This is a genomic window from Bacillus cereus group sp. BfR-BA-01347 (assembly GCF_022663835.1).
GTDB lineage: Bacteria > Bacillota > Bacilli > Bacillales > Bacillaceae_G > Bacillus_A > Bacillus_A thuringiensis_K.
This window is the reverse complement of record NZ_JAKUGG010000004.1, coordinates 66,529-91,853: the sequence shown is the minus strand read 5'-3', so window position 1 is coordinate 91,853 and position 25,325 is coordinate 66,529. Positions and strand designations below refer to the sequence as shown.

The window sequence follows — 25,325 nt, the reverse complement described above, 5'->3', positions numbered from 1 at the left end:
TAATAAATAAATTTTCATGTAAAATGAACCTTTTGTGAAAAACGAGCGAATATAGTGTGAAAGATTATGAGAGGGGAACGGAGCTTTGGATGAAGTACAATTAAAAGAATGGCTATATAAAATGGGGTCTGGGGACCAAGAAGCCTTTCAAATTATTTATGAATATACATGTAAAGATATTTATAGAACAGTAGTATTTTTAGTAGGAAGTCAAAACCAAGATGTAGACGATATAGTTAATGAAGTGTACATCAATATGTGGAAGTCCATAACAAACTATGATATAAATCGTTCATTTCGTTTTTGGTTACATGGACTAGTTGTCAAGGAAGTACAGGATTGGCGTCGTAAATCGTGGCGACGATTTCGAATCTTTGAAAAGAAGAAAATGTATGAACAAGATCGGCCTTACTTAATGGATGAAGCTATTTTACATAAAGAAACACGAAGTGAATTAGTAGAAGTTGTACAAAATTTATCTTATAAACATCGTGAAGTAGTCATTATGCGTTACTTCCATGAATATAGCTTGGATGAAATTGCTACACTTCTTCAAATCCCTATTGGTACAGTGAAATCTCGACTACACACAGCACTAAAACGATTAAGAATGGAAATGGAACAAATGCCAAACGAAAGGGAGGAAGAAGTAAATGGATTTTGAGAGATATGTAACGAATGAACTAAAAAGAAAAGCAGAGAGTCTAGACCCGTCTCCAAATCTAGATAATCAAGTGAAAAACTCTTTTTATAAATACCAACTGTCGAAAATGAAAAGGAAGATTTCTATGAAGAAAAAATTATTGCTTGGATTTGTAGCTGCGGCAATTTTAATACCGACCGGTACTTTTGCAGGTACAACATTAATGGATAAAATTGTAGGGACACCAGAAAAAGCAAGACAAGATATGGGAATGACTGAGGATGGTTATAATGGCGTAATGGAACGTATAGAAATTGCTAAAAGTATATTTACAGAAAAGGATTTTGATAAGTATGTAACTTTATTACAGGAATCGTACTATTTTTATAAAAAAGTAAGTGTCGTAGAGAATGGTGAGAGACAATATACAGCTACAAATCGTCTAAATGCTGATGAAGAAATGAGAGAAAGAGCGGTAATGGAACAATTACATACATATGAAGAAAGAATAGATCAACATTTTACCTATACATTTGAACAAGCTGAACAAATAACTGGTTTTCCAATCAAGCATCCAACATATATTCCAGTTGGACATCAATTAGTATTTGAAGAGGTAAAAGCTGAAGCAACACTAGGAAAACCTATGCCACTTATTACGATGAGATATGAAAAACAAAATGTAAAAAAACAGCCACATACTTCAGAGGCAGAATTAGGTTTTACAATTCATCAATTAGAAATTGTTGAAGGAGAATATAAAGATTACTTTATTGATAGACCATTTGATAAACCATCTGAAAGAGGACCTAATTTTACTGGAAATATAAAGAAATATAAATTAAATGGCTATGACGTTACATTCGGTGAGTATAAAGAATCGAATGTAAGGGCTATGAAAATAATTGTGCCAGCAAGGGAAGGGAGAAATGCATATCAAGTGTATATAAATGATAGTATGCTGTCTAAAAAAGAGATTGAGAACGTTTTACTTTCGATGATTGAATAGTTATTCGGTATAAGTGATTGATAATTATATTATGTAAACTTCTTTTTTACAAAACATCCATTTTTAAAAATGGATGTTTTGCATTTAGATAGATTAGGTGGAGTGTATATTTAAAAAAAGCGGAATACTTTTCGGAAAGATAAAAACATTTTTCGGATCATATTTCGCTTTTACTTTCATTAATCGGTCAAAGTTACAACTGAAGTATGCATCTGGCCAATTTTTAATGGATAGGTCAGGCGTATTAACGTAGACACCTTTTGTAAATGGAAGCATCGCTAAGCGGAAGTCTTCAACCCATCGAATACTTCCAGCGGCACCTTCTGGTTGCTCCCAAGTAGCGAATATTGACATGTTTGATAGTGCTTTTCGGTAAAAGTAAGCAGTTGCCCCATTTGGCACCTCAGCAACAGCACCGCCTAATCCGCGGGAAAATATGGAGGTGGTAAAAAAGGGTAAGTTAAATCGTAATTTCTATTTGATTGCCTTCTGGATCACCTATTACACTTTCATAATAGCCATCTCCAGTAAAACGTGGTCCATTTAATAAAGGATAACCAGCATCTTTTATCACCTTTGTCAGTTCATTCACTCGTTCTTCACTACCGACAGAAAAAGCCATATGAGCATAGCCAGTTATGTTTAAATTAGGCTTATTTTCAACCCCTTTTTTACGCATAAGTTCAAGCCTTGCTCCAGATTCGAACGTGATAAAATAAGATTCAAATTGTTTCATTTCATTATGGTATAACGAGTTTGCTTTACCGTTAAAGTATTTTATATAAAAATCACGCATACATTCTAAGTCATTTACCCAAATTGCAATATGTTCAATTTTCATAGGTTTCACCAATCCTATCTGTATCAATTAGGCTTCTACTGTATTAAATTTACATTTGCATTGCAACAATTTTGCTTTGGTGTTAAAGCTAGTTGTTAATTTTTGATTATATACGTACATACAATATGTAATTAAGTGAATGACCATCATAGTAATTACAGAAAAGGGTGAATGAAGCATATGAATCAATTTGAGCAAATGATGTACGTTGGTGTCATCATGTCTATTGTACTATCCGTAATGATTTTAGGGTCCTTATATTATAATCCTCGACTTTCGTTAACTGATTATCCGAAAGATATTCAAAAAGTAGTTTTTCCAAAATCGATTCATGAAAGAAAGCAAACCATTTATTTTAATATTGTATATAATACTATTCTTTTCGGTAGTCCCTTCGTTTCTACATATATACTACATAAGCATGAAAAATTAATGTATATGGATGCCTATTTACACACTTTTGGTATTTTAATGATTTTCAATTTAGTAGATTTACTTATAATTGATTGGCTAATTTTTTGCTGGATTACTCCAAGGTTTGTTGTGATTCCTAGTACGGAAGGTATGAAAGGATATAAAGATTATAAGTTTCATTTAAGAGGGGCTATAGTCGCTACTCAAATTTTAGCAATCGTAAGTTTATTTTTGGCGGGAATTGCCACAACTATTTAGTGTGAAGAAGGGCATGGAGCTTTTATAAAAGATAAGGAGATCTATAATATATAGAATTAGAAATGAGAATTTGATAGTATTGGAGTAAGGAGTTTTAATAACAGTATATTAAACAATATTAATATATTGTTGCAAATGTTTTGATATTATGTAAAATTATACAATTTTACGGAGGCATTTGATAAAATTCAAAAAAATATAATGGAGGCTAATATGAAAAAAGTAATTGGCGCAGCAACCGCAACTGTTTTTGGATTGGGGGCGTTTACCACAACTGCTACCGCAGAAACAATCGTAACAGCAGATGTACTTAACGTACGTGAAAAACCGACTACAGAATCAAAAGTGGTCGAAAAAGTAAAGAATGGGCAAGAGTTAAAAGTCATAAATACCGAAGATGGCTGGTCAAAAATTGAGTTAAACGGTAAAGAAGTGTTTGTTAGTTCGGAGTTTACAAAAGATGTGTATCATGTAACGGCGGATTTGTTAAATGTACGTACTGAAGCAAACACAGATTCAGAAATTCTTGGCAGACTAAAAAAAGATGATGTAATTGAATCAACGCATCAAGTAAAAGACGGATGGCTGCAATTTGAGTATAAAGGAAAAACTGCTTATGCAAACGTTTCTTTCCTATCAAGTACAGCACCAACTGAAAAGAAAACTGAAGAGAAAACAAAGCAAGTAGCGAAAGTACAAAAATCAGTTAAAGAAAAGAAAGAAGTAAAGACGCAGAAAGTAGCAAAAGTGAAAGAAACAACGAAAGCACCAGAAATAGTAAAGCCTAAAGAAGAGGCAATAGTATCAGAGAAAGTAAAAGTTAAGGAAGAACCGAAAGCACCAGAAATAGTAAAGCCTAAAGAAGAGGCAATAGTATCAGAGAAAGTAAAAGTTAAGGAAGAACCGAAAGCGCAAGAAATAGTAAAACCTAAAGAAGAAGTAAAAGTTAAAGAAGAACCGAAAGTGCAAGAAATAGTAAAGCCTAAAGAAATAGTAAAGCCTAAAGAAGAAGTAAAAGTTAAAGAAGAAGTAAAAGTTAAAGAAGAAGTAAAAGTTAAAGAAGAAGAAAAAGCGAAAGAAATAGCAAAGCCTAAAGAAGAGGCAAAAGTTAAAGAAGAAGAAAAAGCACAAGAAATAGCAAAAGCTAAAGAAGAAGAAAAAGCAAGAGAAATAGCAAAAGCTAAAGAAGAAGAGAAAGCAAGAGAAATAGCAAAAGCTAAAGAAGAAGAGAAAGCAAGAGAAATAGCAAAAGCTAAAGAAGAAGAAAAAGCAAGAGAAATAGCAAAGGCTAAAGAAGAAGAGAGAGCGAAAGAAACATCTAAAAACAACATACAGTCTGCTAAACGTGAATTAACGGTAGTAGCGACAGCGTATACTGCTGATCCAAGTGAAAATGGTACATATGGTGGACGCGTTTTAACTGCGATGGGGCATGATTTAACGGCAAATCCGAATATGAGAATTATCGCAGTTGACCCGAAAGTAATCCCGTTAGGATCTAAAGTATGGGTAGAAGGTTATGGAGAAGCTATCGCTGGTGATACTGGAAGTGCAATTAAAGGTAATCGTATTGATGTATTAATGGGTTCAAAAAGTAAAGCTATGAATTGGGGAAGACAAACTGTTAAAGTGAAAATTTTATAGTAACTATAATGATCCAAATAGAAGTCAGTTCTCTTTATTGAGGCTGGCTTTTATTTTTTTAGTAGAAGTATAATAGGATTTTTAAATGGCTTACTAATAAACCTGTAATAAAACATAAAAATTGTCTCATGTTTAGAAAAACTATTAAGAATGAGGTAAGGAAGTAGAACAGAAGTTTATTGAGAAGTAGAGAAGAATAGTTTGGGAAAATGAATATCTATTTTTATTTATGTCAAGATTGTCCTGTAATGAAGACCGAGATACAAGGTACATAATGTAAATAAGACTGATTGATTATGTCAGTCTTATTTGTATATCTTAATATCATTAAAAATCACATCAAATATATCTTTTTGCGTAAAGTTATCTGTAAAAATAGTTTCTCTCGTAACCTCAATTGTATCGTGCGGATTATACCATTTTTGTAGGGAATCTTCACCAAATTCATGTCGTTTGTCCCTTGTGTTATGTCTTCTAATAGTTTCCTCTAATGATAAATCAAAGTAATATGCAAATGCATTTTCATCAAAATAACGAATTAATTCTTTTAACATCTCACCATACCTATGACTGTTCAAAATACCTTCTAAAATAACAAATTTACATTTTCCTTTTCCGTACTTCGTAATTTCAAATAGTAAATCATGTGATAAATTACCCATTGTGTCGTGTACTCTAAGCATATCTCTACGTACAACATCCTGTGATACTAAAAGTGTCCCTTGTCCAAAATGTTCTTGTAGTTGTTTTGCAATCGTTGTTTTACCACTTGCGGAGTTTCCTCTAAGAATGATTAAAGTGGATGTAAGTATAGGTTTAGACATAATGTATTCCTCCAACAGTATTAATTATATAGAAAATTTTAACAAAAAAAGTGAGGGAAGTGTATAATCAATATGATGGATATTTAAGAAGGGGGTTAGACGGGAGATACATTAAAAAATGCAAAACCTATATGGAAACGGATGTGGTTTCGTTATCTAAGTGCATTTTTTATTGTTCAGTTACTGTTTATCCCGCATTAACGGGCAGTAAGACCCCACCTCAAAATTCAGCGAAAGCGAAGAAGTTAGGTGGGGGATCAACTGCCCATAAAAGCCCGATTGGTTCAACTAATAATCAGTGGGGGATGAACAAAACCCCCACTGATTAAAGTTTCACTTTATTTTGTGTGAAATCACTGGGTGGGCACCAAACTTTAGGCCAGGTGGAGAGTTTTTTAATAGAATATTAAATTCTCAATTTTTCACTGAATGGTTTACACTCTATACAATCCCGCAATTTAACGTATTTACAGCATTTTTTGCGATTACATTACTACCATATGCATTAGTAGGTGCAATGAAAGATGTAACAGCAAGAAAAAATATAAAGGAATAATAGAGGTATAATATGCTTTTTCAAAAAGAAGGTTTATTGATTAGATACGTAATGGAAGATGATGCATCTATCGTTTCTAAATGGTTAACGGACCCAGCAGTCCTGCGGTATTACGAAGGACGAGATAATCCGCAGTCTGTAGAAAAGGTGCTTGATCATTTTATACATAATCCAAACGGTAATGAAAAAAGATGTTTAATAGAATTTGATACCGTTCCCATTGGTTACATACAAATGTACCCAGTGGATTCAGAGTGGAAAGCGTCATATGGCTATAAAGAATCACAAAATGTATGGGGTATGGACCAATTTATCGGTGAACCAGCTTATTGGGGAAAGGGAATTGGAACAAAACTCGTTCAGGCAGCAATTACATATATTATGGGTGAAATGGGAGCAGAAGCAATTGCAATGGATCCGAAAGTAAATAATGAACGAGCAATAAAGTGTTATGAAAAAAGTGGATTTAAAAAAGTAAAGATTTTAAAGGAACATGAGTTGCATGAGGGGAAATTAGAAGATTGTTGGATGATGGAATATAAACAATAATAATGGCTTATACAAATAAAGGGGGATGTGTGAAATGAAAAAAGCATTAATCGTAATTGATGTGCAAGTGGGTATGTATACAGCTGGAATGCCAGTACATAATGGGGAAAAGTTTTTACAAACATTGCAAGAGCTTATTAGGGAATGTCGTTCAAATGATATCCCAATTATTTATGTCCAACATAACGGTCCTAAAGACCATCCGTTAGAAAAAGGTACGGATGGGTGGCGAATCCATGCGGCAATCGCTCCGCAAGAAGGAGATAATATTGTTGAAAAGACGACGCCAGATTCATTCCATAAGACAAACTTAAGCGAAGTGTTACAAGAGAAAGGAATTGAACACGTTATTCTTTCGGGAATGCAATCAGAGTATTGTGTAGATACGACAACGCGCAGAGCATGTAGTGAAGGATATAAAGTAACGTTAGTGAGTGATGCGCATAGTACATTTAATACAGAAGTGTTACGTGCTGAAGATATTGTGCAACATCATAACGCAGTATTGGGAGCGTTTGCGGATGTTGTTGCATTAAAAGACTTGAAAGTGGCTGCCTCTAAATAAGAGGTAGTTTTTTTATTAGAAAAAAGCGTCAAATATTGTCGGTAAGTCGATATTTTGAAATAATCGTTTATATAATTTCACGTACCATAATGAAAATATACAAAAAAGAAGCACCACATAATTAAAAAGGGTGCTCCTGCATTAAAATGTTACTTCTTCTTGTCTTTATCCAATATATTTTGTTCTTCAGCAAACTCCGTACCATATGCAAAGCGGCGATTAATACGAATGTTATCATTGTTGTGCCTTGTATGAGAGTTAGAGAAGCGATGAACGATTACTTCAGATAAAGTGAAGACGATGGCAGAAAGGATACTGCCCCATGCAATTTGCATATAGTTGTCTAATAAAATATTACCGAAAATCCATACGCTTAAATATGTTAATAAGAAATCCGACATAATGGCACCAGTATTGCCAATTCGATTTAAAATAATTTTATCAACGAACATGTAGGATACGATTGTAACAAAGAGACTGAATGAAATAATTTGAACAAACGTTGCAGGGAAAAATAAAGCAAGCCCAATGCTAAATGCGATAATGCACGATATAAACTTGATAAGCACTACTGTGAAATCATTCAAAATTTACACCTCCGATTTATACATAGTTTTTCAATAAACTCTGAAGTTCATACATTGTAACGGATTTATTTATATAAAACTTTTTCATGTTCGGAATTTAGTCTAAATATTATAAAAACATTGAAAAAATGTTATAGTAAAATGAGAGTGTATGACATTTTTAGGTAAGGGGGAATCCAGGATGTGGATTACTTCAGAAGTAGAAATTCCAGATGAGTTAATTGATCACCTTGAGCAAGGAAAGTTAGTGTTATTTGTTGGAGCGGGAGTTTCTATGAAAGGGAAATCAAACTTACCGAATTTTGATGATTTAGTTGATGAAATTGCAAAAACGTTATATGTCGAAAAACGCGAAATAACAGAACCACATGATTATTATCTTGGTAAAATTGCGAAAACAAAAGATGTACATCAAGTCGCAAGAGATCTTGTTCATATAGAGAAATCAAAACCGAATCCATTGCATTATGCAATTCCAAGGCTATTTCCTTTAGATACAGATATCCGCATTGTAACAACAAATTTTGATCAACATTTTACAACAGCAATTAAGGAAATAAATAGAGATATCAATGTTTATTACGCTCCAGCTTTACCGACTGGGAGAGCTTTTAAAGGTCTTGCTTATATACATGGTAATGTAGAACAGGAGAAAGAGGCTTTAATTTTAACAGACGGTGATTTTGGAAGGGCTTACTTAACAGAAGGATGGGCAAGAAGATTTTTAGTTGATCTATTCTCAAATTACACCGTTTTATTCGTTGGATATAGTCATAATGACCCAGTAATGAAATATTTAGCAACTGGTTTACCACCAAGTACAAGACGATTTGCTTTTGTCGCACAAGGAGAAAATACGTACCATTGGGAACATTTAGGGATAAGACCAATTGTGTATCCGAATAAGGTGAATAATCATCAATCCCTCGTAAAAGCGGTAAAACGCTGGGCTGAATTAATGGGTGATAATTATATTACGAAAAGAATGCGTATTCGGGATATTGTAACGGTTCCCCCGTCAGTAGAACAGGAACAATTATCATACATAAAGCAATCGATTAAAAAAATTGAAACAGTACGTTACTTTGTGGAATTTGCTCATGATTATGAATGGGTCGAATGGTTAGAAGCAGAAGGTAAATTACAAAATTTGTTTATGCTTACGCCAAACTATAATGAAGTAGATGAATTACTTGCAGAATGGTTAGTGGAACAATTTCTTTTTAGTCATCAGAAAGAATTATTTCAATTAATTTATAAAAACTATTCTAAAATATCACCGTTATTATGGAGAACAATTTGTAACTACTTAAACGAAACGAAGAGTAAGATGGACCCGCTGTTGTTTGCAAGGTGGACACTCCTTTTATTAGAAACAGCTGAAAAAGATAGTAGCTCTATAGAAAAGATTTCTAAGTTACTGCAAAAATGTTCTTTTCCTGAGCATAAAGAAATTGCCTTATTGTTACTAACTTTTATTTTAGACGGAAAACTGAAGTTGAAACGTGTAAGAAAATGGGGGAATGATACGCAAGAATCAATAGAACTCGAGGAATCGAGTCGCTTACCAGTATCTACATTTTCTCATGTGGAGCAAATTTGGAACGAAAAGATGAGGCCATATATCGCTTATTATGCTGTTCCAATTATGATGATTGGATTAGAAAAATTGAGAATGTTGTCGTTAAGACAAACGGCACTGAAAAAAAGAAATAAGGAAAATGTAGAGAAAGAGTTTCATCAAAATGATCTTGCATTTTTAATACGAATTGTAAAAGAGTGTCTAACTTATTTATGCGAAAACAATGAGAAAAAAGCGGATTATTATATTACAGAAATGATAGAAGCAAATAGTGTACTTCAAAAGCGAATTGCAATTGATGCGATGAATAAAAATATTTTTGTTCGTGTAGATGACAAAATGAAATGGTTGTTACATGAAGGACTTCTTTTAGATTTCACTTATAAACACGAAGTTTTTCAACTTTTAAAAAGGCATTATGCACATTGTTTAGAAAAAACAAAAGAAGAAGTCACTCGAACTGTAATAAAGCATCTTACAGAAGAGAGGGTATTTGATGCATGTCTCGTATTAGACTTATTATTCAAGTGTGATTCGAGTAGCCCATCTACGGCAAATGGGTATGAGTTAATGAAGCAAAAGCATCCTCATTTTCATTCTGAACGATACAGTGTACAAAAGAAAGAAGATACAGCAGAAAGCATTACTTGCAATGTAACTGCTGACGGATTATTGCAGCTGAAAGATGTTGAAATTATGAAGCAAGTTCAGCAATTTTCGCAAGATGGTGTTTTTGAACAACGCCATTTTTTAGAGATGTTATCAAAAGCATGTAAATTAAACACAGAGTGGAGTATTTCATTTGCATACCGATTAGTAGGAGTGCAAGAAATAAGTAATGAAGTATGGTTTGTTTGTATTAGAGAATGGCGAAATAATCGAGGATTGACGAATGAGCAAATCCAAAAAATTATTCCGCTATTGCAGAAATTTGTTAGAAATACCGCTTTTCATTGGTTAATTAGTAGTTTTCTATATGAAGTTAGTAATCGACTAGAAGAGTTAGAAGAGAATAGTATACGTGTTGTAAAACGATTTGCTTTTTCAGTGTTTCCTCAAGTTATGAAGAGTGATACAGATTTTAAGCTTGGGAAACAAGATTTTTATAATGAATCAATTCAGCATCCAGTTGGAAAAATGACGGCTGTGTTATTAAAGTTGTTATCATATGATCATTTATACGATCGTAATGTATATGAATATTTATTTTTATTTGAAGAACAAGTAAGAGTTAATTCGGAACGAACAAACTTTATGTTTGCCCGTTTAATAGCAGATATTACATTTTTATATCATATTGAAAAACAATGGTGCCGAAAATATTTGTTACCATACTTAGATTTAAAAAAACAAAATGAGATTACGGAATATGCATGGGCCGGCTTATGTTACACGCAAATAAATTTACCTTTATTTACAGAAATGAAGCGATTTATTAAGTATGCGATAGAACATTTGGAAGTATTACATCCGCATACGAGAGAAGCTTTCTTGAAGTGGCTTAGCTTTGTATTTATTAAATGTGTACTATATTGGGAGCAAAAAACAGATTGGTTATACCCGTTACTCATACTAGAAAATGAAGAAAATAAAATTAAGTTTATGCAGTTTTTATGCTATTACGTCAAAACATTAAGTGTAAAAGAACAACAAAAATTTTGGACAGCTTGGCTCAGTGTATTTTTGCGAGAACGACCAAAAATGGGTGAGATAACTGCAAGAGAATATGTAATGCTTTTACGTATTATTTTATACATGGATGAAATATTAGAAAAAGGATTATGTATTATGTCTCGTGCATTTTCAAGTGTACATGGTAAATGTACAGGTGAGGAAATGAAGCAGTTATTGATTGAAATGCTTCATAAAAAAGAAAGTATGAAAGCGCATAAAGAAATATTTGCAAATGTGTTTTTTATTTTACTACAAACATGTCACGAAGCCGTTTTATTTGAAAAAGAAATCATACAAATAAAAGAATTATTAGTTCAGTATGAAGTAGAGGAATATGTTTTACATTTACTAGAAAATGAAATGATTCGCATAGGAATTGTAATGGGTGATTTACAAAAAGAATTATAGGACGAAAGTGGAATTTTAAAAAATATATAAAAAGTTGTTGACAGTGTTTTGAAAAGCGTTCTATAATACGAATCATACTTATTCAATTTCAAAAAACATTTGAATAAACAAAGTGCAATGAAGAGATCACAGTAGTGGTTAATCTTACTGTAACAGAGAGCTGGTGGTTGGTGTGAACCAGTACAGGGATAATCATGAATTACAGTCTTGGAGCATCTTTTTCGTAATAAAGATAGTTTGTCTTTATGAGGAAAAAGCGGTCAATTGATCGTTAACAGTGAAGAGAGGTAGACGGAAAGTTAGTCTGCAACTAGGGTGGTACCGCGATAAATATCGTCCCTACTGATTTATTCAGTAGGGACTTTTTGTATTTTAGTGGTCCAACTTGAAAATAAAATAGTCATGCATTGAAAGGAAAAGCAGTAGTTGTTGTTTCCCTGTAACAGAGAGCTGGTGGTTGGTGCGAACCAGTACATAAACAAGAGCGAATTACAGTCCTAGAGCATCTTTTTCGTAGTAAAGATAGTATTGTCTTTATGAAGGGAAAGACGGTCAGATGATCGTTAACAATGAAGAGAGGTAGACGAAAGAAGTCTACAACTAGGGTGGTACCGCGATAAATATCGTCCCTACTGATTGGATCAGTAGGGCTTTTTTGTACAAAAAAGTGGGTTTCTAACTAGTAGTTCATGTCTTTGTACGAATTATTAGTTTAAGATAAGAAGAGGTATCGATTCCACTATAAATTTGTATAATTAGTCAGTTCAGAAAATAGAGAATTTTTTATTCTCTTACTATACTTTTAAAACATTAGAGGAGGATTTCCAAATGGCAAATCATGAATTAGATCAATTACGTAAACAGGTAGATGAAATTAACTTACAACTATTACACCTTTTAAACAAACGTGGTGAAATCGTTCAAAAAATTGGAGAGCAAAAGCAAGTACAAGGTACGAAACGCTTTGATCCAGTACGTGAGCGTGAAGTACTTGATATGATCGCAGAGCATAACGAAGGACCATTCGAAACATCAACAGTTCAACATATTTTCAAAACAATCTTCAAAGCTAGCTTAGAGTTACAAGAAGATGATAACCGTAAAGCGTTATTAGTATCACGTAAAAAGAAACAAGAAAACACAATCGTTGATGTAAAAGGTGAATTGATTGGTAACGGAACACAAACATTCATCATGGGACCTTGTGCGGTAGAAAGCTTAGAACAAGTTCGCCAAGTAGGGCAAGCGATGAAAGACCAAGGCTTAAAATTAATGCGCGGTGGTGCATTCAAACCGAGAACTTCTCCATACGATTTCCAAGGTTTAGGAGTAGAAGGACTTCAAATTTTACGTCAAGTAGCAGATGAGTTTGACTTAGCAATTATTAGTGAAATTTTAAATCCGAACGATGTTGAAATGGCATTAGACTACGTTGATGTAATTCAAGTTGGCGCACGTAACATGCAAAACTTCGATTTATTACGAGCTGTAGGTAAAGTTAACAAACCAGTATTATTAAAACGTGGATTAGCAGCAACAATTGATGAGTTCATTAACGCAGCGGAATACATCATTGCGCAAGGTAACGATCAAATTATTCTTTGTGAGCGCGGTATCCGCACATACGAAAGAGCAACACGTAACACATTAGACATTTCTGCAGTACCAATTTTAAAGAAAGAAACACATTTACCAGTTATCGTTGATGTAACACATTCAACTGGACGCAGAGATTTATTATTACCAACAGCGAAAGCGGCACTTGCAATTGGCGCAGATGCAGTAATGGCTGAAGTTCATCCAGATCCAGCAGTTGCATTATCAGATTCTGCACAACAAATGGACATTCCAGAATTCCATAGATTCATGGATGAGTTAAAAGGTTTCAAAAATAAATTATCTTAATTCCATATCATATATGCGTTGAAGAGGAAACAGTAGTGCTTATCTCACTGTTAAAGAGAGCTGATGGTCGGTGTGAATCAGTACAAAGGTAAGCATGAATTACAGCCTTGGAGCATCTTTCCCGACAACTTTTGGAGGGGAAGACGGTCAAACGATCGTTAAAGAAGAAGAGAGGTAGACGAAAGAAGTCTACAACTAGGGTGGTACCGCGATAAACATCGTCCCTACTGAGCGCTCAGTAGGGACTTTTTTGTACAAAAAAATAGTAAAGGGGCAAGAGAAATGAGATACATTACAGCTGGAGAATCACATGGACCGCAGTTAACAGTTATTTTAGAAGGTGTACCAGCCGGTTTGACACTTACGGCGGAACATATTAATAAAGAATTATTAAGAAGACAAAAAGGTCATGGACGCGGAAGACGTATGCAAATTGAAACAGATACAGTTGAAATTGTAAGTGGTGTTCGTCACGGGATGACACTTGGATCACCGATTACGTTAATTGTAAAAAATGATGATTTCAAACATTGGACGAAAGTAATGGGTGCAGAGCCAATTTCGGAAAAAGAAAGTAAAGACATGAAACGTACAATTACAAAACCACGTCCCGGACATGCAGATTTAAATGGAGCAATTAAATATGGTCATCGTGATATAAGAAACGTATTAGAGCGGTCATCTGCAAGAGAAACGACAGTTCGTGTAGCTGCTGGTGCAGTTGCAAAACAAATTTTAAGCGAATTAGGCGTGGAAATTGCAGGACATGTTCTTGAAATTGGTGGAGTAAAAGCAAAACATATTTCAAACTTATCGATTGAAGAAATTCAAACAATTACTGAAAACTCACCAGTTCGATGTTTAGATAAAGAAGTAGAGCAAGAAATGATGAATGCGATTGACAACGCAAAAAGTAGTGGAGATTCAATCGGTGGTATTGTGGAAGTCATTGCAGAAGGTATGCCGATTGGCGTCGGTAGTTACGTCCATTACGATCGTAAATTAGATGCAAAACTTGCTGGTGCAATTATGAGTATAAATGCATTTAAAGGTGCTGAAATTGGCGTAGGTTTTGAAGCGGCACGACAACCAGGAAGCAAAGTGCATGATGAAATTCTGTGGGATGAAGAAAAAGGATACACGAGAAAAACGAATAATGCCGGCGGTCTAGAAGGTGGTATGACAACAGGTATGCCAATTATCGTAAGAGGCGTGATGAAGCCGATTCCTACTTTATACAAACCGTTAGCAAGCGTTGATATTGATACGAAAGAAGCATTCCAAGCGAGTATTGAAAGATCTGATAGTTGCGCAGTACCAGCGGCGGGTGTAGTAGCTGAATCTGTTGTGGCATGGGAACTTGCAGATGCTCTAGTCGAACAATTCGGAAAAGATCGTATGGAATTATTAAAACAAAATATTATGCAACACAATAACTACGCAAAAGAATTTTAATAAAAAGGTGGGTTTAACGTGCAAGTAAAAGATCAACTATCATCATTACAACCATATAAACCAGGTAAATCACCAGAACAAATGAAAGAAGTGTACGGAGATCATTTGTTTGTGAAATTAGCATCGAATGAAAATCCATTTGGTTGTTCACCGAGAGTTTTAGAAGAGTTGCAAAACTCTTGGTTGGAACATGCTTTATATCCTGACGGAGGTGCTACAACGCTCCGTCAAACAATCGCAGATAAGTTGCATGTGCAAATGGAACAAGTACTTTGTGGTAGTGGTTTAGATGAAATCATTCAAATAATAAGCCGCGCCGTATTACGAGCGGGAGATAACATTGTAACAGCAGGTGCAACATTCCCGCAGTACCGTCATCATGCAATTATAGAAGGTTGCGAAGTGAAGGAAGTTGCGTTAAATAACGGTGTATACGACTTAGAAGAAATTTCTTCAGTAGTAGATAACAATACAAAAATTGTATGGATTTGTAACCCGAACAATCCAACAGGCACATATGTGAATGACCGAAAATTGACTCAATTCATTGAAGGTATTAGTGAAAATACGTTAATTGTCATTGATGAAGCGTACTATGAATACGTAACAGCAAAAGATTTCCCAGAGACATTACCGCTTTTAGAAAAACATAAAAATATTCTTGTACTTAGAACATTTTCTAAAGCGTACGGATTAGCTTCTTTCCGCGTTGGATATGCGGTTGGACAGGAAGAGTTAATCGAAAAATTAAATGTCGTTCGTTTGCCATTTAACGTATCTTCATTAGCGCAAAAAGCAGCGACGATTGCTTTTGGTGACGATGAGTTTATTGAGGAAATAGTTCGTGTAAATACAGAGGGATTACAACAATATGAAAGCTTTTGTAAGGAAAATGAAATTCCATTTTATCCATCGCAAACAAATTTCATCTTCTTGCCAGTTGAGAATGCTGGAGAGATTTATGAAGCTTGTGCACACGCAGGATTTATTATTCGTCCGTTCCCGAATGGTATCCGTATTACAGTCGGAACAAGGGAGCAAAATGAAGGGGTGATTTCAGTGTTACAACAACACTTTGAAAATAAAAAAAGAAAGTCTCGAGATGAGGAAAATGCGTAAAAAGGTAGTATTAATTGGAACAGGTTTAATAGGAGGCTCTCTCGCATTAGCAATTAAGAAAGAGCACGATGTAACGATAACAGGGTACGATATATTTAAAGAGCAAGTAGAGCGTGCAAAAGAATTACATGTAGTAGATGAAATAGCAATTAATTTACAGCATGCATGTGAAGAGGCACATTTAATTGTTTTTGCTTCTCCAGTTGAAGAAACGAAGAAGTTATTACACAAATTAGCGTCATTTCGTTTACGAGAAGATGTGATTGTAACCGATGTTGGTAGTACAAAAGGGACGATTATGAATGAAGCGGAAGCTTTGTTTTCAAAAGAAGTTTCTTTCATTGGCGGACATCCGATGGCAGGTTCTCATAAAACAGGCGTTGAAAGTGCAAAAGCGCATTTATTTGAAAATGCATTTTACATTTTAACGCCGATGAATCATGTGCCAAATGAACATGTAGAAGAACTTAAGCGTTGGTTAAATGGAACGGGATCTCATTTTCTCGTTTTAAATACGGAAGAACATGATTATGTAACAGGGATCGTTAGTCATTTTCCGCATCTTATCGCAGCTGGGTTAGTAAAGCAAGTGGAGAAACATGCAGGAGATAATCCGCTCATTCATCAACTAGCTGCCGGAGGATTTAAAGACATTACACGTATCGCATCTAGTAGCCCAAAAATGTGGAGTGATATTGTTAAACAAAATCGTGAGCATTTAATGGTATTATTAAAAGAGTGGATCTCTGAAATGGAAGATTTATATGATACAGTTTCGACCGGAGATGCAGGCGAGATTCAAAACTATTTTGCAGACGCGAAAGAATACCGTGACTCTTTACCAGTACGAAAGAGAGGGGCAATTCCTGCCTATCACGACTTATACGTCGATGTTTTAGATAAAGTAGGGGCATTGGCTCATATTACGAGTATTTTGGCGCGCGAAGAAATTAGTATTACGAACTTGCAAATATTAGAAGCGCGTGAAGGATTGCTTGGGGTATTACGTATTAGCTTCCAAAGAGAAGAAGATCGTATGAAAGCAAAGCTAGCGCTTGGAGAAGAAAAATACCAAACTTATGAAACAATTTAAATGAGAAGGTGAAAACGTGAAGGAAAGAACGATACAACCTGTTAATAACGGATTAAATGGTAACATTACAATTCCAGGAGATAAATCCATTTCACACCGCGCTGTCATGTTCGGTGCGATTGCAGAAGGAAAAACAACAATTAAAGGTTTCTTGCCCGGTGCAGATTGTTTAAGTACGATTTCTTGTTTTAAAGAAATGGGAGTAGACATCGTGCAAAACGGTGATGAAGTCACTGTAGTTGGCAAAGGATTAGAAGGTTTACAAGAACCGAAAGCTGTATTAGATGTTGGTAATTCTGGTACAACTATACGTTTAATGTCAGGGATTTTGGCAAATACACCATTTTTCTCTTGCGTACAAGGTGATGCATCTATCGCAAAAAGACCGATGAAACGTGTTACAAATCCATTAAAACAAATGGGTGCAAACATTGATGGGCGGGAAGAAGGAACGTTTACACCGCTAACAATACGGGGCGGAGATTTAAAAGCAATTGAATACACTTCGCCTGTAGCAAGCGCACAAGTAAAGTCAGCTATTTTACTTGCAGGACTTCGCGCAGAAGGTGTAACAGCTGTTACAGAACCACATATTTCCCGTGATCATACGGAAAGAATGCTTGAAGCATTTGGCGTTACAGTAACGCGCGAAGGAAAAACAGTGAAACTTGCAGGTGGACAAAAGCTAACAGCAACAGATGTTCAAGTGCCAGGTGACGTATCATCAGCTGCATTTTTCCTAGTAGCCGGTGCAATCATTCCAAATAGTAAACTAGTATTACAAAATGTAGGGATGAATCCAACTCGTACAGGTATTATTGATGTTTTAGAGAAAATGGGTGCTACGTTCACTGTAGAGCCAATTAACGAAGGATCATCAGAACCAGCTGCAAACATTACGATTGAAACATCTTCATTAAAAGGAATTGAAATTGGCGGGGATATTATCCCAAGATTAATTGATGAGATTCCTGTTATTGCATTAGCGGCAACGCAAGCAGAAGGAATTACAGTAATTAAAGATGCACACGAATTAAAAGTAAAAGAAACAAATCGTATTGATACAGTCGTTGCTGAGTTAACGAAACTAGGAGCTCGAATAGAAGCAACTGATGACGGTATGATCATTTATGGAAAATCAGCTCTAAAAGGCAATATAGTAAATAGTTATGGTGATCACCGTATCGGAATGATGCTTGCAATTGCTGGCTGCCTGGCAGAAGGAAAAACAATTATTGAAGATGCAGAAGCAGTAGGTGTATCATATCCTACATTCTTTGACGAACTTCAAAAGTTAGCTAAATAAAAAGGGTGGAAAGCAGATACGTGATGTATCTGCTTTTTTTGTTAAAACGTCCGTGTAATTTCACTTACCGAACTATAATAGTAAGAATTATGATACAATTTAAATAGGGAATGGAGGAGAATTATATGAATGTCATACAATTAAAAGAAGATAAGTTCAGAGAAGCATTACGTTTATCAGAATACGCTTTTCAATATAAAGTAGATGAGGAACGATTACAGCAGCAACTTACAAAAATGAAGGAAAGTCATGAAATATACGGCATTATGGAAGGGGAAGACTTAGCTGCAAAACTACACCTCATTCCGTTTCATATTTACATAGGTAAAGAAAAATTTAAAATGGGTGGCGTTGCAGGAGTAGCGACGTATCCAGAGTACAGAAGAAGTGGGTATGTAAAAGAGCTACTTCAACATTCACTTCAAACAATGAAAAAAGATGGCTATACAGTCTCTATGTTACATCCATTTGCTGTTTCATTTTATCGTAAATACGGCTGGGAACTTTGTGCGAATCTACTCAAATGTCATATGAGTAAGAGCGATTTAGTAATGAAAAAACAAGTAAATGGTACTGTGAAACGTTTTAATAAAGAAAATCATCCAGAAGAAGTCGAGAAGCTCTATGAAGCATTTGCAGAACGTTTTTCATGTATGTTAGTTCGAGAGAAGAACTGGTGGTTACAAGCGGTTTATGATGATTTAACATTAGCCATTTACTATGATGAAAATAAAAAGGCAGCAGGTTACATGTTATACAAAATAGAAAACTATAAAATGACAGTAGAAGAATTTGTACCACTGCATAATGAAGCACGAAATGGTCTGTGGAACTTTATTTGTCAGCATGATTCTATGATTAAAGAAATTGAAATGACAGTAAGTGAGAGCGAACCATTATTATATACATTGCAAGAGCCACGCGTGAAGACAGAAATAAAACCATATTTTATGGGAAGAATTGTAGATGTGGAGCAGTTTTTAAAACAATATGAGTTGAATTGGAACAATGTACAGCAAGAAGTGATCCTAAACATTACAGACGCATTTGCTCCATGGAATAACATAACAGTGAGACTTGCAAATCATGAAATAACAATTGTAGAAGAAACAACGGAAAAAGGAATTAAACTGGATATAACTGCGCTATCGGCAATAATGCTTGGATATAAACGTCCGTTAGAACTAAATGAACTGGAATTCATTAGTGGAAGTGACGAAGTAATACGGTCATTTGATAATTTAGTACCAGTGCGTAAGCCGTTTATTTATGATTTCTTTTAATTTGCATGTATGAAGGCGGGCTATCCCAAGTGAAATTTTGGGATATCCTCCTCTTATATTGTGAATTTCTTTCGGTAAGTCGATATATCATGAGAATCGCTGATATAATTAGAGTTGCGCCGATATATCATGAGAATCGCTGATATAATTTTAAGTTGCACCAATATATCCAGAAAGTTGCTCATATAATTTCATTCACAAATAGGGGATAAGAAATGACAGCTATACTTTGTCACACACTTGACTTTTAGCGTATCTAATTTATAATTAAAAACGGAATGAATTTTCATTCCTGGAAATTGAGGTGGAAAAATGGCTAAAAACAAACAAGAGGATATTTTTGATGCTGCAATACAACTTTTTGCAGAACGAGGTTATGATGGTACAACAATTCCCATGATTGCTGAAAAAGCAAAAGTAGGTGCAGGTACGATTTACCGTTATTTTGAAAATAAAGAAGCGCTTGTTAATTCTTTATTTACGAAAAGTGTTTTACAACTATCGGAATTAATAAAAAATGATTTCCCGGTCGATGCAAATATTCGTGAACAGTTTAGCCATACATACAACCGTTTATTTGAATTTGCGAGACAAAATGCAGATGCTTTTCTTTTTACAAATTCTCACTGTGATAGTTATTTTCTAGATGAACATAGCAATGAAATATTCGAGGACTTCATGGGTTTCTTCATGAACTTGATTGAAGATGGAATCGAAAAAGGTTTGCTTCGTCCATTACCACCAATTGCTTTAATTATTATTGTATATCAACCAATTGAAAAATTAATTAAAGTAATGGAAACAGGGCAGTTAGAATATACAGATGAATTGGTAAAGGAATTGGAAGAAAGCTGTTGGAATGCTATTAGAATCATTTGATTCTATAGCGTTATAAGGATAGGAATGAATATTCATTCCGATTTACCTAGTTTAATATAGTTAATTAATAATTTAATAGAATGATAGGAATGAACGTTCATTCCTATAAATTTTTTCAAAAGATTAGGAATGAATATTCATTCCACGTGTAAATTTCAAAACGGGAGATGATTCAAATGAGCAAGTTAAAAAGTTGGAGAAGTTTAACTTTTCTATTATGGATAGTTATTACTATTACAATGGTCGTAACGATGCCTAATATGGATAAATTAGTGAAAGAAAAAGGGAAAATTACAATCCCTAATACAAAGCAAAGCAGTATTGCTGACAAGATGATGAAAGAGATGGATAAAGAAGGGGTTGAAAAGTATGAAATTATAGCCGTTTTTAATAGTGGCAATAAGGCAGTTTTAACAGATGAACAAAAAAAGGAAATAACAAAAACAATCAACGCCCTGCGAAATGAAAAAGAGCAATTAGGAATTAAGGAAGTTGTTTCACATTTAGACAATAAAGACTTGGAGAAACAATTAGTTTCTAAAGATAATACGACTATTTTAACGCAAATATCGATAGATAAAAAACATGGTGAAATATCAAAAGTTTCAAATAATCTTCATGAAAAAGTGCAAACGAAAGGGGTAAAAACGTATTTAACAGGAAGTGACTTAATAGCGGGTGATTTTCTTAAATCCTCTCAAGAGGGAGTGAAAAAGACAGAAGTTATTTCAATCATTTTCATTCTTGTAGTATTAATCCTTGTATTCCGTTCACCAGTTGTTCCAATTGTTTCTCTTCTTACAGTTGGTATATCGTATTTAGTTTCAATGGGGATTATTGCCCAGCTTGTAGATCAATTTAATTTTCCATTCTCAAACTTTACACAAGTGTTCGTAGTCGTCGTCCTGTTTGGGGTAGGAACAGATTATAACATTTTATTATATACGAGGTTTAAAGAAGAATTAAGTAAACAAGAAAATGCATTTTTAACTACGAAAGAAACATTCAAATCAGCAGGTAAAACTGTATTATATAGCGGAATAGCGGTGCTAATTGGTTTTGCATCACTTGCGTTAGCAAGTTTTAAATTATATCAATCTACTTCAGCGGTAGCAATTGGTGTTTTAGTATTATTACTCGTATTAACGACTTTAAATCCATTTTTCATGGTGCTTTTAGGAAAAGGAATGTTTTATCCAGTTAAAACATTTAAAGGTCATGAGGATAGTCGCTTATGGGGATTCTTTGCGAAAAACTCAGTAGCAAGACCATTTGTCGCTTTAATCATCGTAGTCGTAATATCGATTCCTTTCGTATTAAAATACTCTAATACACTTAATTACAATGATTTATTTGAAGTGGATAATAAGTATGAATCCAAGATGGGTATTAACGTAATAGAGGATCATTTTCCGCCTGGTTTCTCTTCACCGAGTACATTAGTCATTCAATCTGATAAAAAGCTGGATGAAGGAACTTCTCTACAAATTTTAGACGAATTAACTGATAAAATTTCGAAAGTTAAAGGTGTGTCAGAAGTATATGCACCAACACGTCCAACTGGTGAGAAGATAAAAGAATTATATTTAAATAAGCAAGCGGGAGAATTGAATACAGGATTAGGGGATGCCGATGGTGGCATAAAGGAAATTAATGATGGATTAACAGATGCGAAAAATAAAATGGGAAGTAATGATTCAAATAGTCTTGCGAATGTTCAAAAATTAATTGATGGAACGAACGAGGCGAAAAACGGGGTATCAGCATTAGGAACAGCTTTACATCAATTATCAAATGGCATAAACGACGGTGCACAAGGAGCACAGCAAATTGAGAGTGGTTTAGCTTCAGTAAACGAAAATATAAATGTTCTATCTAATGCAACGTCGCAGCTGCATGCTGGTTATGCACAGTTAGAAAAAGGTTTAAACTCTTACGATCAATACTTCGGAAGTATTTCTCAAGCGATTGATGGTGCGAAAAAGGGATATGAACAAATTGAAATGTTAATGACCAATTTCGTTCAAACGAAACCAGAATTAGCGAATGATCCAAACATACAACAAACGATAGGAATTGCTAAAGAGGCTCAAAAGAAATTAAGCGTACTTTCAAATGAATTAAATCAATTAGCAACACAGCACAAAACGGCGATGAGTTCATTTAAAGAAGCGAATCAATCGTTACTGAAAGTGGATAACGGCTTAAAAGAAATGAGCAATGGAGTTAATAAGTTACAAAAGGGAGCAGCCGATCTTAAAAATGGATTAAATGAAGGTTCTTCAGGTTCAAAACAAATTGCAAATAAATCAGTTGAGTTACAGTCTGGATTAACGAAAATAAACGATGGGCAAGGACAACTTTTAACGGGCCTTAAAGATCTGCAAGAAAAGATGGGCCAATTACAATCCGGTTTATCTAAAAGTACAGAAGGGCTTGGAAAAGTAAGTAATGGCCTGCATGACGCACAGAAATATTTAGGGGAGCTCAATGAATCGAAAAGCTCTGAGAAGTTTTATATTCCAAAAGAAGTGCTAGAGGGAGAAGATTTCCAAAAAGCATTGAACACGTACATGTCACAGGATAGAAAAATTGCTAAAATGACTATCATTTTAGATGTAAATCCGTATTCAAAAGAAGCGATGCCAATTATTCAAGAAATTAATAAAACAATCGATGGCACTGTAAAAGGAACGGAATTACATGATGCGAAAACAGCAATTGGCGGAACAACAGCTAGAAACGTGGATTTAAAAGAAGTAACAGGGCAAGATTTCTTACGTACAGCTACGATTATGTTGATTGGCATTGCGATTGTATTAATCGTAATTACACGCTCATTACTAAACACAATATTTATTATTGGCTCATTACTATTGGCGTACTTTGCATCACTTGGTATAAGCGAACAAATTAGTGCACATGTATTACATGTAGAGTCATTAAGCTGGAATGTTCCATTCTTTAGCTTCATTATGATTGTCGCTTTAGGAGTGGATTATAGTATTTTCGTAATGATGCGCTATAACGAGATAGAAGGGGATTCGGTAACGAAAATTGTAACTGCATCTCGTCATATAGGAGGAGTTGTATTATCAGCTGCGCTAATTTTAGGCGGGACATTTGCAGCATTAATTCCATCAGGTGTATTAACACTTATACAAGTTGCATCAGTAGTTGGCGTTGCACTTCTTCTATTAGCTTTAATTGTGATGCCGATATTATTACCAGCGTTAATAGGGTTAACGAGTAAAATGAAGAGTTACAAAGAGAAAATAATAAATACGAAATAAGAAGAGACTGTAGGGAATGATTTCTCTACAGTTTTTTCGGTATATAATATTTCAGAAGAAAATGAATCCGATATATTACAGAATGAGCAGTGAAAGGTTATATGAGAAAGAGGTCGATGATATACATACAATAGCTAGGGGAATGGACAAAAACTATCCGATTTCATTGTAGAAAGGTAATCAACCGTTGCTATTCATCCAGCTTCTACTATATAATAGCTATAGTCTACAATAATTGAGTCGTAATATGCGATTTTTTAAGACAATCGGTGAGAAAACGCTGAAATAAGCGGTATTAGTAGGAGGACACAAATGATTACAGTAAGTAACGTTAGTTTGCGTTTCGCGGATCGCAAATTATTTGACTCCTCTATAAAACCTATATAAACCCAGTTATAACAACCTCTAGTTTGCGGTTCTGCTTTATTGAATCGTAAACTGGGGGTTTTTTAATGGCTAAAAAAAGTAAAACAAAAAGAAATTTCAGATTGTCTATGGAAGAATTAGATGTTCTCGGAGAATTAGAAGCAGCCGAGGAATATATCGAGAGTTGGGAGGAGGCTTTTGAACTTTTTCATAAAGCGGGCATTTTAAAAGGATTGAGGGAAGCGACTTTATTTCACTATCAAGCCCAATTGAAATCACTTTTAAGGGCATTACCTGTTGGAATTAAGCCATACGAGGTAACGAAAGAACAGATAGAGGATGCTATTGTATTCTGTAAAGAAAAAAGAAATTTGCAGCCTTCAACAATCAACATTGTAATTAGGGCAAACAAAACATTTTTTAAATTTCTATTTGAGAACAAACACATTCCCATAAATCCAATAAAAGATATTAAAAAATTAAAGACTCGTACAAAAGAAGTTGAAGTCCTTACACCAAAACAACTTAAAACTTTACTTTCTAAGGTAGACAAAAAGACTTGGAATGGTGTTAGAGATTATGCCATTTTATTAGTTTTAATAGAAACAGGATTAAGGCAAAATGAAATATTAAACCTTAGCGTATTGGATGTAGTATGGGAACAAGATTTACTATTAGTGAAACACACTAAAACTTTTCATCAAAGGAAAGTACCGATTACAGATAACACCAAGAACGCACTAAAGCGATGGTTACTGATTAGAGGGGAAGTACATACAAAAAGATTGTTTTGCGGAATATCTGGAAATGCTTTAACAAATAGTGGATTAAGACAAATGATTTATAAGTATGCCAAATTAGCAAATATTCAATCTAGGTGTAGTCCTCATATTTTTAGACATACATTTGCGTCCATATATTTAAGGAACGGTGGAGATTTATTTTCACTACAACAAATAATGGGTCATAGCGATATTACGATGACAAGGAGATACACGCACTTTATGTTTGACGATATAACAGAATTACATAAAAAATACAGTCCATTAAGAAAATTAAGCGATTAATTAAA

At 34.5% G+C, this 25,325-nt stretch carries 20 protein-coding genes, 1 pseudogene and 3 other annotated features; of the genes and pseudogenes, 17 read left to right on the top strand and 4 right to left on the bottom strand.

Features of this window, described 5'->3' with window-relative positions; genetic code table 11:
* Window positions 1–85 precede the first annotated feature (85 nt).
* Both MR143_RS08645 and MR143_RS08640 read left to right on the top strand, forming a co-directional pair.
* Window positions 86–664, top strand: a complete 579-nt coding sequence (locus MR143_RS08645; protein ID WP_000344753.1) for a sigma-70 family RNA polymerase sigma factor — start codon at window positions 86–88, stop codon at window positions 662–664.
* Window positions 654–1,652: a hypothetical protein gene (locus MR143_RS08640; protein ID WP_000345240.1), complete on the top strand. Its 999-nt coding sequence runs from the start codon at window positions 654–656 to the stop codon at window positions 1,650–1,652. Before MR143_RS08645 ends, MR143_RS08640 begins: the two co-directional genes overlap by 11 nt.
* A 93-nt stretch (window positions 1,653–1,745) precedes the next feature.
* On the opposite strand, the gene MR143_RS08635 is transcribed toward MR143_RS08640, so the two are convergent.
* Together MR143_RS08635 and MR143_RS08630 are read right to left on the bottom strand one after the other, a co-directional pair.
* Window positions 1,746–2,054, bottom strand: a complete 309-nt coding sequence (locus tag MR143_RS08635; RefSeq protein WP_002164073.1) for a BBE domain-containing protein — start codon at window positions 2,052–2,054, stop codon at window positions 1,746–1,748.
* A gap of 58 nt (window positions 2,055–2,112) precedes the next feature.
* Window positions 2,113–2,493, bottom strand: coding sequence for a VOC family protein (locus MR143_RS08630; RefSeq protein ID WP_000687533.1), 381 nt, complete (start codon window positions 2,491–2,493; stop codon window positions 2,113–2,115).
* A gap of 180 nt (window positions 2,494–2,673) precedes the next feature.
* Between MR143_RS08630 and MR143_RS08625 the strand changes: the two genes are divergently transcribed.
* Complete coding sequence (locus MR143_RS08625) at window positions 2,674–3,165, top strand: hypothetical protein (protein WP_001071245.1); 492 nt, start codon at window positions 2,674–2,676, stop codon at window positions 3,163–3,165.
* A gap of 213 nt (window positions 3,166–3,378) precedes the next feature.
* Complete coding sequence (gene entB / locus MR143_RS08620) at window positions 3,379–4,809, top strand: cell wall-binding protein EntB (RefSeq protein WP_242280704.1); 1,431 nt, start codon at window positions 3,379–3,381, stop codon at window positions 4,807–4,809.
* Between the two features lie 305 nt (window positions 4,810–5,114).
* Here entB and MR143_RS08615 read toward each other — a convergent pair whose 3' ends face one another.
* Window positions 5,115–5,633, bottom strand: a complete 519-nt coding sequence (locus tag MR143_RS08615) for a kinase (protein ID WP_000042588.1) — start codon at window positions 5,631–5,633, stop codon at window positions 5,115–5,117.
* A 337-nt stretch (window positions 5,634–5,970) separates the two neighbouring features.
* On the opposite strand from MR143_RS08615, the pseudogene MR143_RS08610 reads away from it, so the two are divergent.
* The 3 genes and pseudogenes from MR143_RS08610 to MR143_RS08600 all read left to right on the top strand — a co-directional run.
* Window positions 5,971–6,189: pseudogene (locus MR143_RS08610) on the top strand (YfzA family protein); the annotation flags it as partial.
* Window positions 6,190–6,201: 12 nt separating this feature from the next.
* Window positions 6,202–6,738 (top strand): GNAT family N-acetyltransferase, encoded by a 537-nt coding sequence (locus MR143_RS08605; RefSeq protein ID WP_000898777.1) that lies wholly within the window; start codon window positions 6,202–6,204, stop codon window positions 6,736–6,738.
* A gap of 34 nt (window positions 6,739–6,772) precedes the next feature.
* Window positions 6,773–7,303, top strand: a complete 531-nt coding sequence (locus MR143_RS08600; RefSeq protein WP_000709547.1) for a cysteine hydrolase family protein — start codon at window positions 6,773–6,775, stop codon at window positions 7,301–7,303.
* A 149-nt stretch (window positions 7,304–7,452) separates the two neighbouring features.
* On the opposite strand, the gene MR143_RS08595 is transcribed toward MR143_RS08600, so the two are convergent.
* Window positions 7,453–7,890, bottom strand: coding sequence for a YndM family protein (locus MR143_RS08595; protein ID WP_000997702.1), 438 nt, complete (start codon window positions 7,888–7,890; stop codon window positions 7,453–7,455).
* Between the two features lie 181 nt (window positions 7,891–8,071).
* On the opposite strand from MR143_RS08595, the gene MR143_RS08590 reads away from it, so the two are divergent.
* The 10 genes from MR143_RS08590 to MR143_RS08545 all read left to right on the top strand — a co-directional run bounded on the left by MR143_RS08590 (window position 8,072) and on the right by MR143_RS08545 (window position 25,320).
* Window positions 8,072–11,554: a DUF4020 domain-containing protein gene (locus MR143_RS08590; protein WP_000265218.1), complete on the top strand. Its 3,483-nt coding sequence runs from the start codon at window positions 8,072–8,074 to the stop codon at window positions 11,552–11,554.
* A 108-nt stretch (window positions 11,555–11,662) separates the two neighbouring features.
* Window positions 11,663–11,898: a binding site (T-box leader), on the top strand.
* 54 nt (window positions 11,899–11,952) lie between these two features.
* Window positions 11,953–12,188 (top strand) — a binding site (T-box leader).
* 194 nt (window positions 12,189–12,382) lie between these two features.
* Window positions 12,383–13,459, top strand: coding sequence for a bifunctional 3-deoxy-7-phosphoheptulonate synthase/chorismate mutase (locus MR143_RS08585; RefSeq protein WP_001273575.1), 1,077 nt, complete (start codon window positions 12,383–12,385; stop codon window positions 13,457–13,459).
* A 9-nt stretch (window positions 13,460–13,468) separates the two neighbouring features.
* Window positions 13,469–13,688, top strand: a binding site (T-box leader).
* Between the two features lie 53 nt (window positions 13,689–13,741).
* Window positions 13,742–14,914, top strand: a complete 1,173-nt coding sequence (gene aroC, locus MR143_RS08580) for a chorismate synthase (RefSeq protein WP_001269424.1) — start codon at window positions 13,742–13,744, stop codon at window positions 14,912–14,914.
* 18 nt (window positions 14,915–14,932) lie between these two features.
* Complete coding sequence (hisC, locus tag MR143_RS08575; RefSeq protein ID WP_001197237.1) at window positions 14,933–16,033, top strand: histidinol-phosphate transaminase; 1,101 nt, start codon at window positions 14,933–14,935, stop codon at window positions 16,031–16,033.
* Entirely contained in the window at window positions 16,026–17,126 is a 1,101-nt protein-coding gene (gene tyrA / locus MR143_RS08570) for a prephenate dehydrogenase (protein WP_001228129.1), read from the top strand. The genes hisC and tyrA overlap by 8 nt, the downstream gene beginning before the upstream one ends.
* Window positions 17,127–17,142: 16 nt before the next feature.
* Window positions 17,143–18,432 (top strand): 3-phosphoshikimate 1-carboxyvinyltransferase, encoded by a 1,290-nt coding sequence (gene aroA / locus MR143_RS08565; protein WP_000664613.1) that lies wholly within the window; start codon window positions 17,143–17,145, stop codon window positions 18,430–18,432.
* 125 nt (window positions 18,433–18,557) lie between these two features.
* Window positions 18,558–19,715: a GNAT family N-acetyltransferase gene (locus MR143_RS08560; protein WP_001100921.1), complete on the top strand. Its 1,158-nt coding sequence runs from the start codon at window positions 18,558–18,560 to the stop codon at window positions 19,713–19,715.
* Window positions 19,716–20,027: 312 nt separating this feature from the next.
* Window positions 20,028–20,594, top strand: coding sequence for a TetR/AcrR family transcriptional regulator (locus MR143_RS08555; protein ID WP_001107290.1), 567 nt, complete (start codon window positions 20,028–20,030; stop codon window positions 20,592–20,594).
* Between the two features lie 176 nt (window positions 20,595–20,770).
* Window positions 20,771–23,887, top strand: a complete 3,117-nt coding sequence (locus tag MR143_RS08550) for an MMPL family transporter (protein WP_000040308.1) — start codon at window positions 20,771–20,773, stop codon at window positions 23,885–23,887.
* Window positions 23,888–24,339: 452 nt separating this feature from the next.
* Window positions 24,340–25,320 carry a tyrosine-type recombinase/integrase gene (locus tag MR143_RS08545; protein ID WP_061660892.1) on the top strand — a complete coding sequence of 327 codons (981 nt, stop codon included), beginning with the start codon at window positions 24,340–24,342 and terminating at the stop codon, window positions 25,318–25,320.
* The last annotated feature ends 5 nt before the right edge of the window (window positions 25,321–25,325 follow it).

Coding starts and splice junctions, on each gene's coding strand:
- aroC (WP_001269424.1), top strand. CDS start 13,742: ATGAGATACATTACAGCTGGAGAATCACATGGACCGCAGTTAACAGTT.
- MR143_RS08560 (WP_001100921.1), top strand. CDS start 18,558: ATGAATGTCATACAATTAAAAGAAGATAAGTTCAGAGAAGCATTACGT.
- entB (WP_242280704.1), top strand. CDS start 3,379: ATGAAAAAAGTAATTGGCGCAGCAACCGCAACTGTTTTTGGATTGGGG.
- MR143_RS08605 (WP_000898777.1), top strand. CDS start 6,202: ATGCTTTTTCAAAAAGAAGGTTTATTGATTAGATACGTAATGGAAGAT.
- MR143_RS08630 (WP_000687533.1), bottom strand. CDS start 2,493: ATGAAAATTGAACATATTGCAATTTGGGTAAATGACTTAGAATGTATG.
- MR143_RS08600 (WP_000709547.1), top strand. CDS start 6,773: ATGAAAAAAGCATTAATCGTAATTGATGTGCAAGTGGGTATGTATACA.
- tyrA (WP_001228129.1), top strand. CDS start 16,026: ATGCGTAAAAAGGTAGTATTAATTGGAACAGGTTTAATAGGAGGCTCT.
- MR143_RS08585 (WP_001273575.1), top strand. CDS start 12,383: ATGGCAAATCATGAATTAGATCAATTACGTAAACAGGTAGATGAAATT.
- MR143_RS08550 (WP_000040308.1), top strand. CDS start 20,771: ATGAGCAAGTTAAAAAGTTGGAGAAGTTTAACTTTTCTATTATGGATA.
- MR143_RS08545 (WP_061660892.1), top strand. CDS start 24,340: ATGGCTAAAAAAAGTAAAACAAAAAGAAATTTCAGATTGTCTATGGAA.
- MR143_RS08625 (WP_001071245.1), top strand. CDS start 2,674: ATGAATCAATTTGAGCAAATGATGTACGTTGGTGTCATCATGTCTATT.
- MR143_RS08640 (WP_000345240.1), top strand. CDS start 654: ATGGATTTTGAGAGATATGTAACGAATGAACTAAAAAGAAAAGCAGAG.
- MR143_RS08615 (WP_000042588.1), bottom strand. CDS start 5,633: ATGTCTAAACCTATACTTACATCCACTTTAATCATTCTTAGAGGAAAC.
- MR143_RS08555 (WP_001107290.1), top strand. CDS start 20,028: ATGGCTAAAAACAAACAAGAGGATATTTTTGATGCTGCAATACAACTT.
- MR143_RS08590 (WP_000265218.1), top strand. CDS start 8,072: ATGTGGATTACTTCAGAAGTAGAAATTCCAGATGAGTTAATTGATCAC.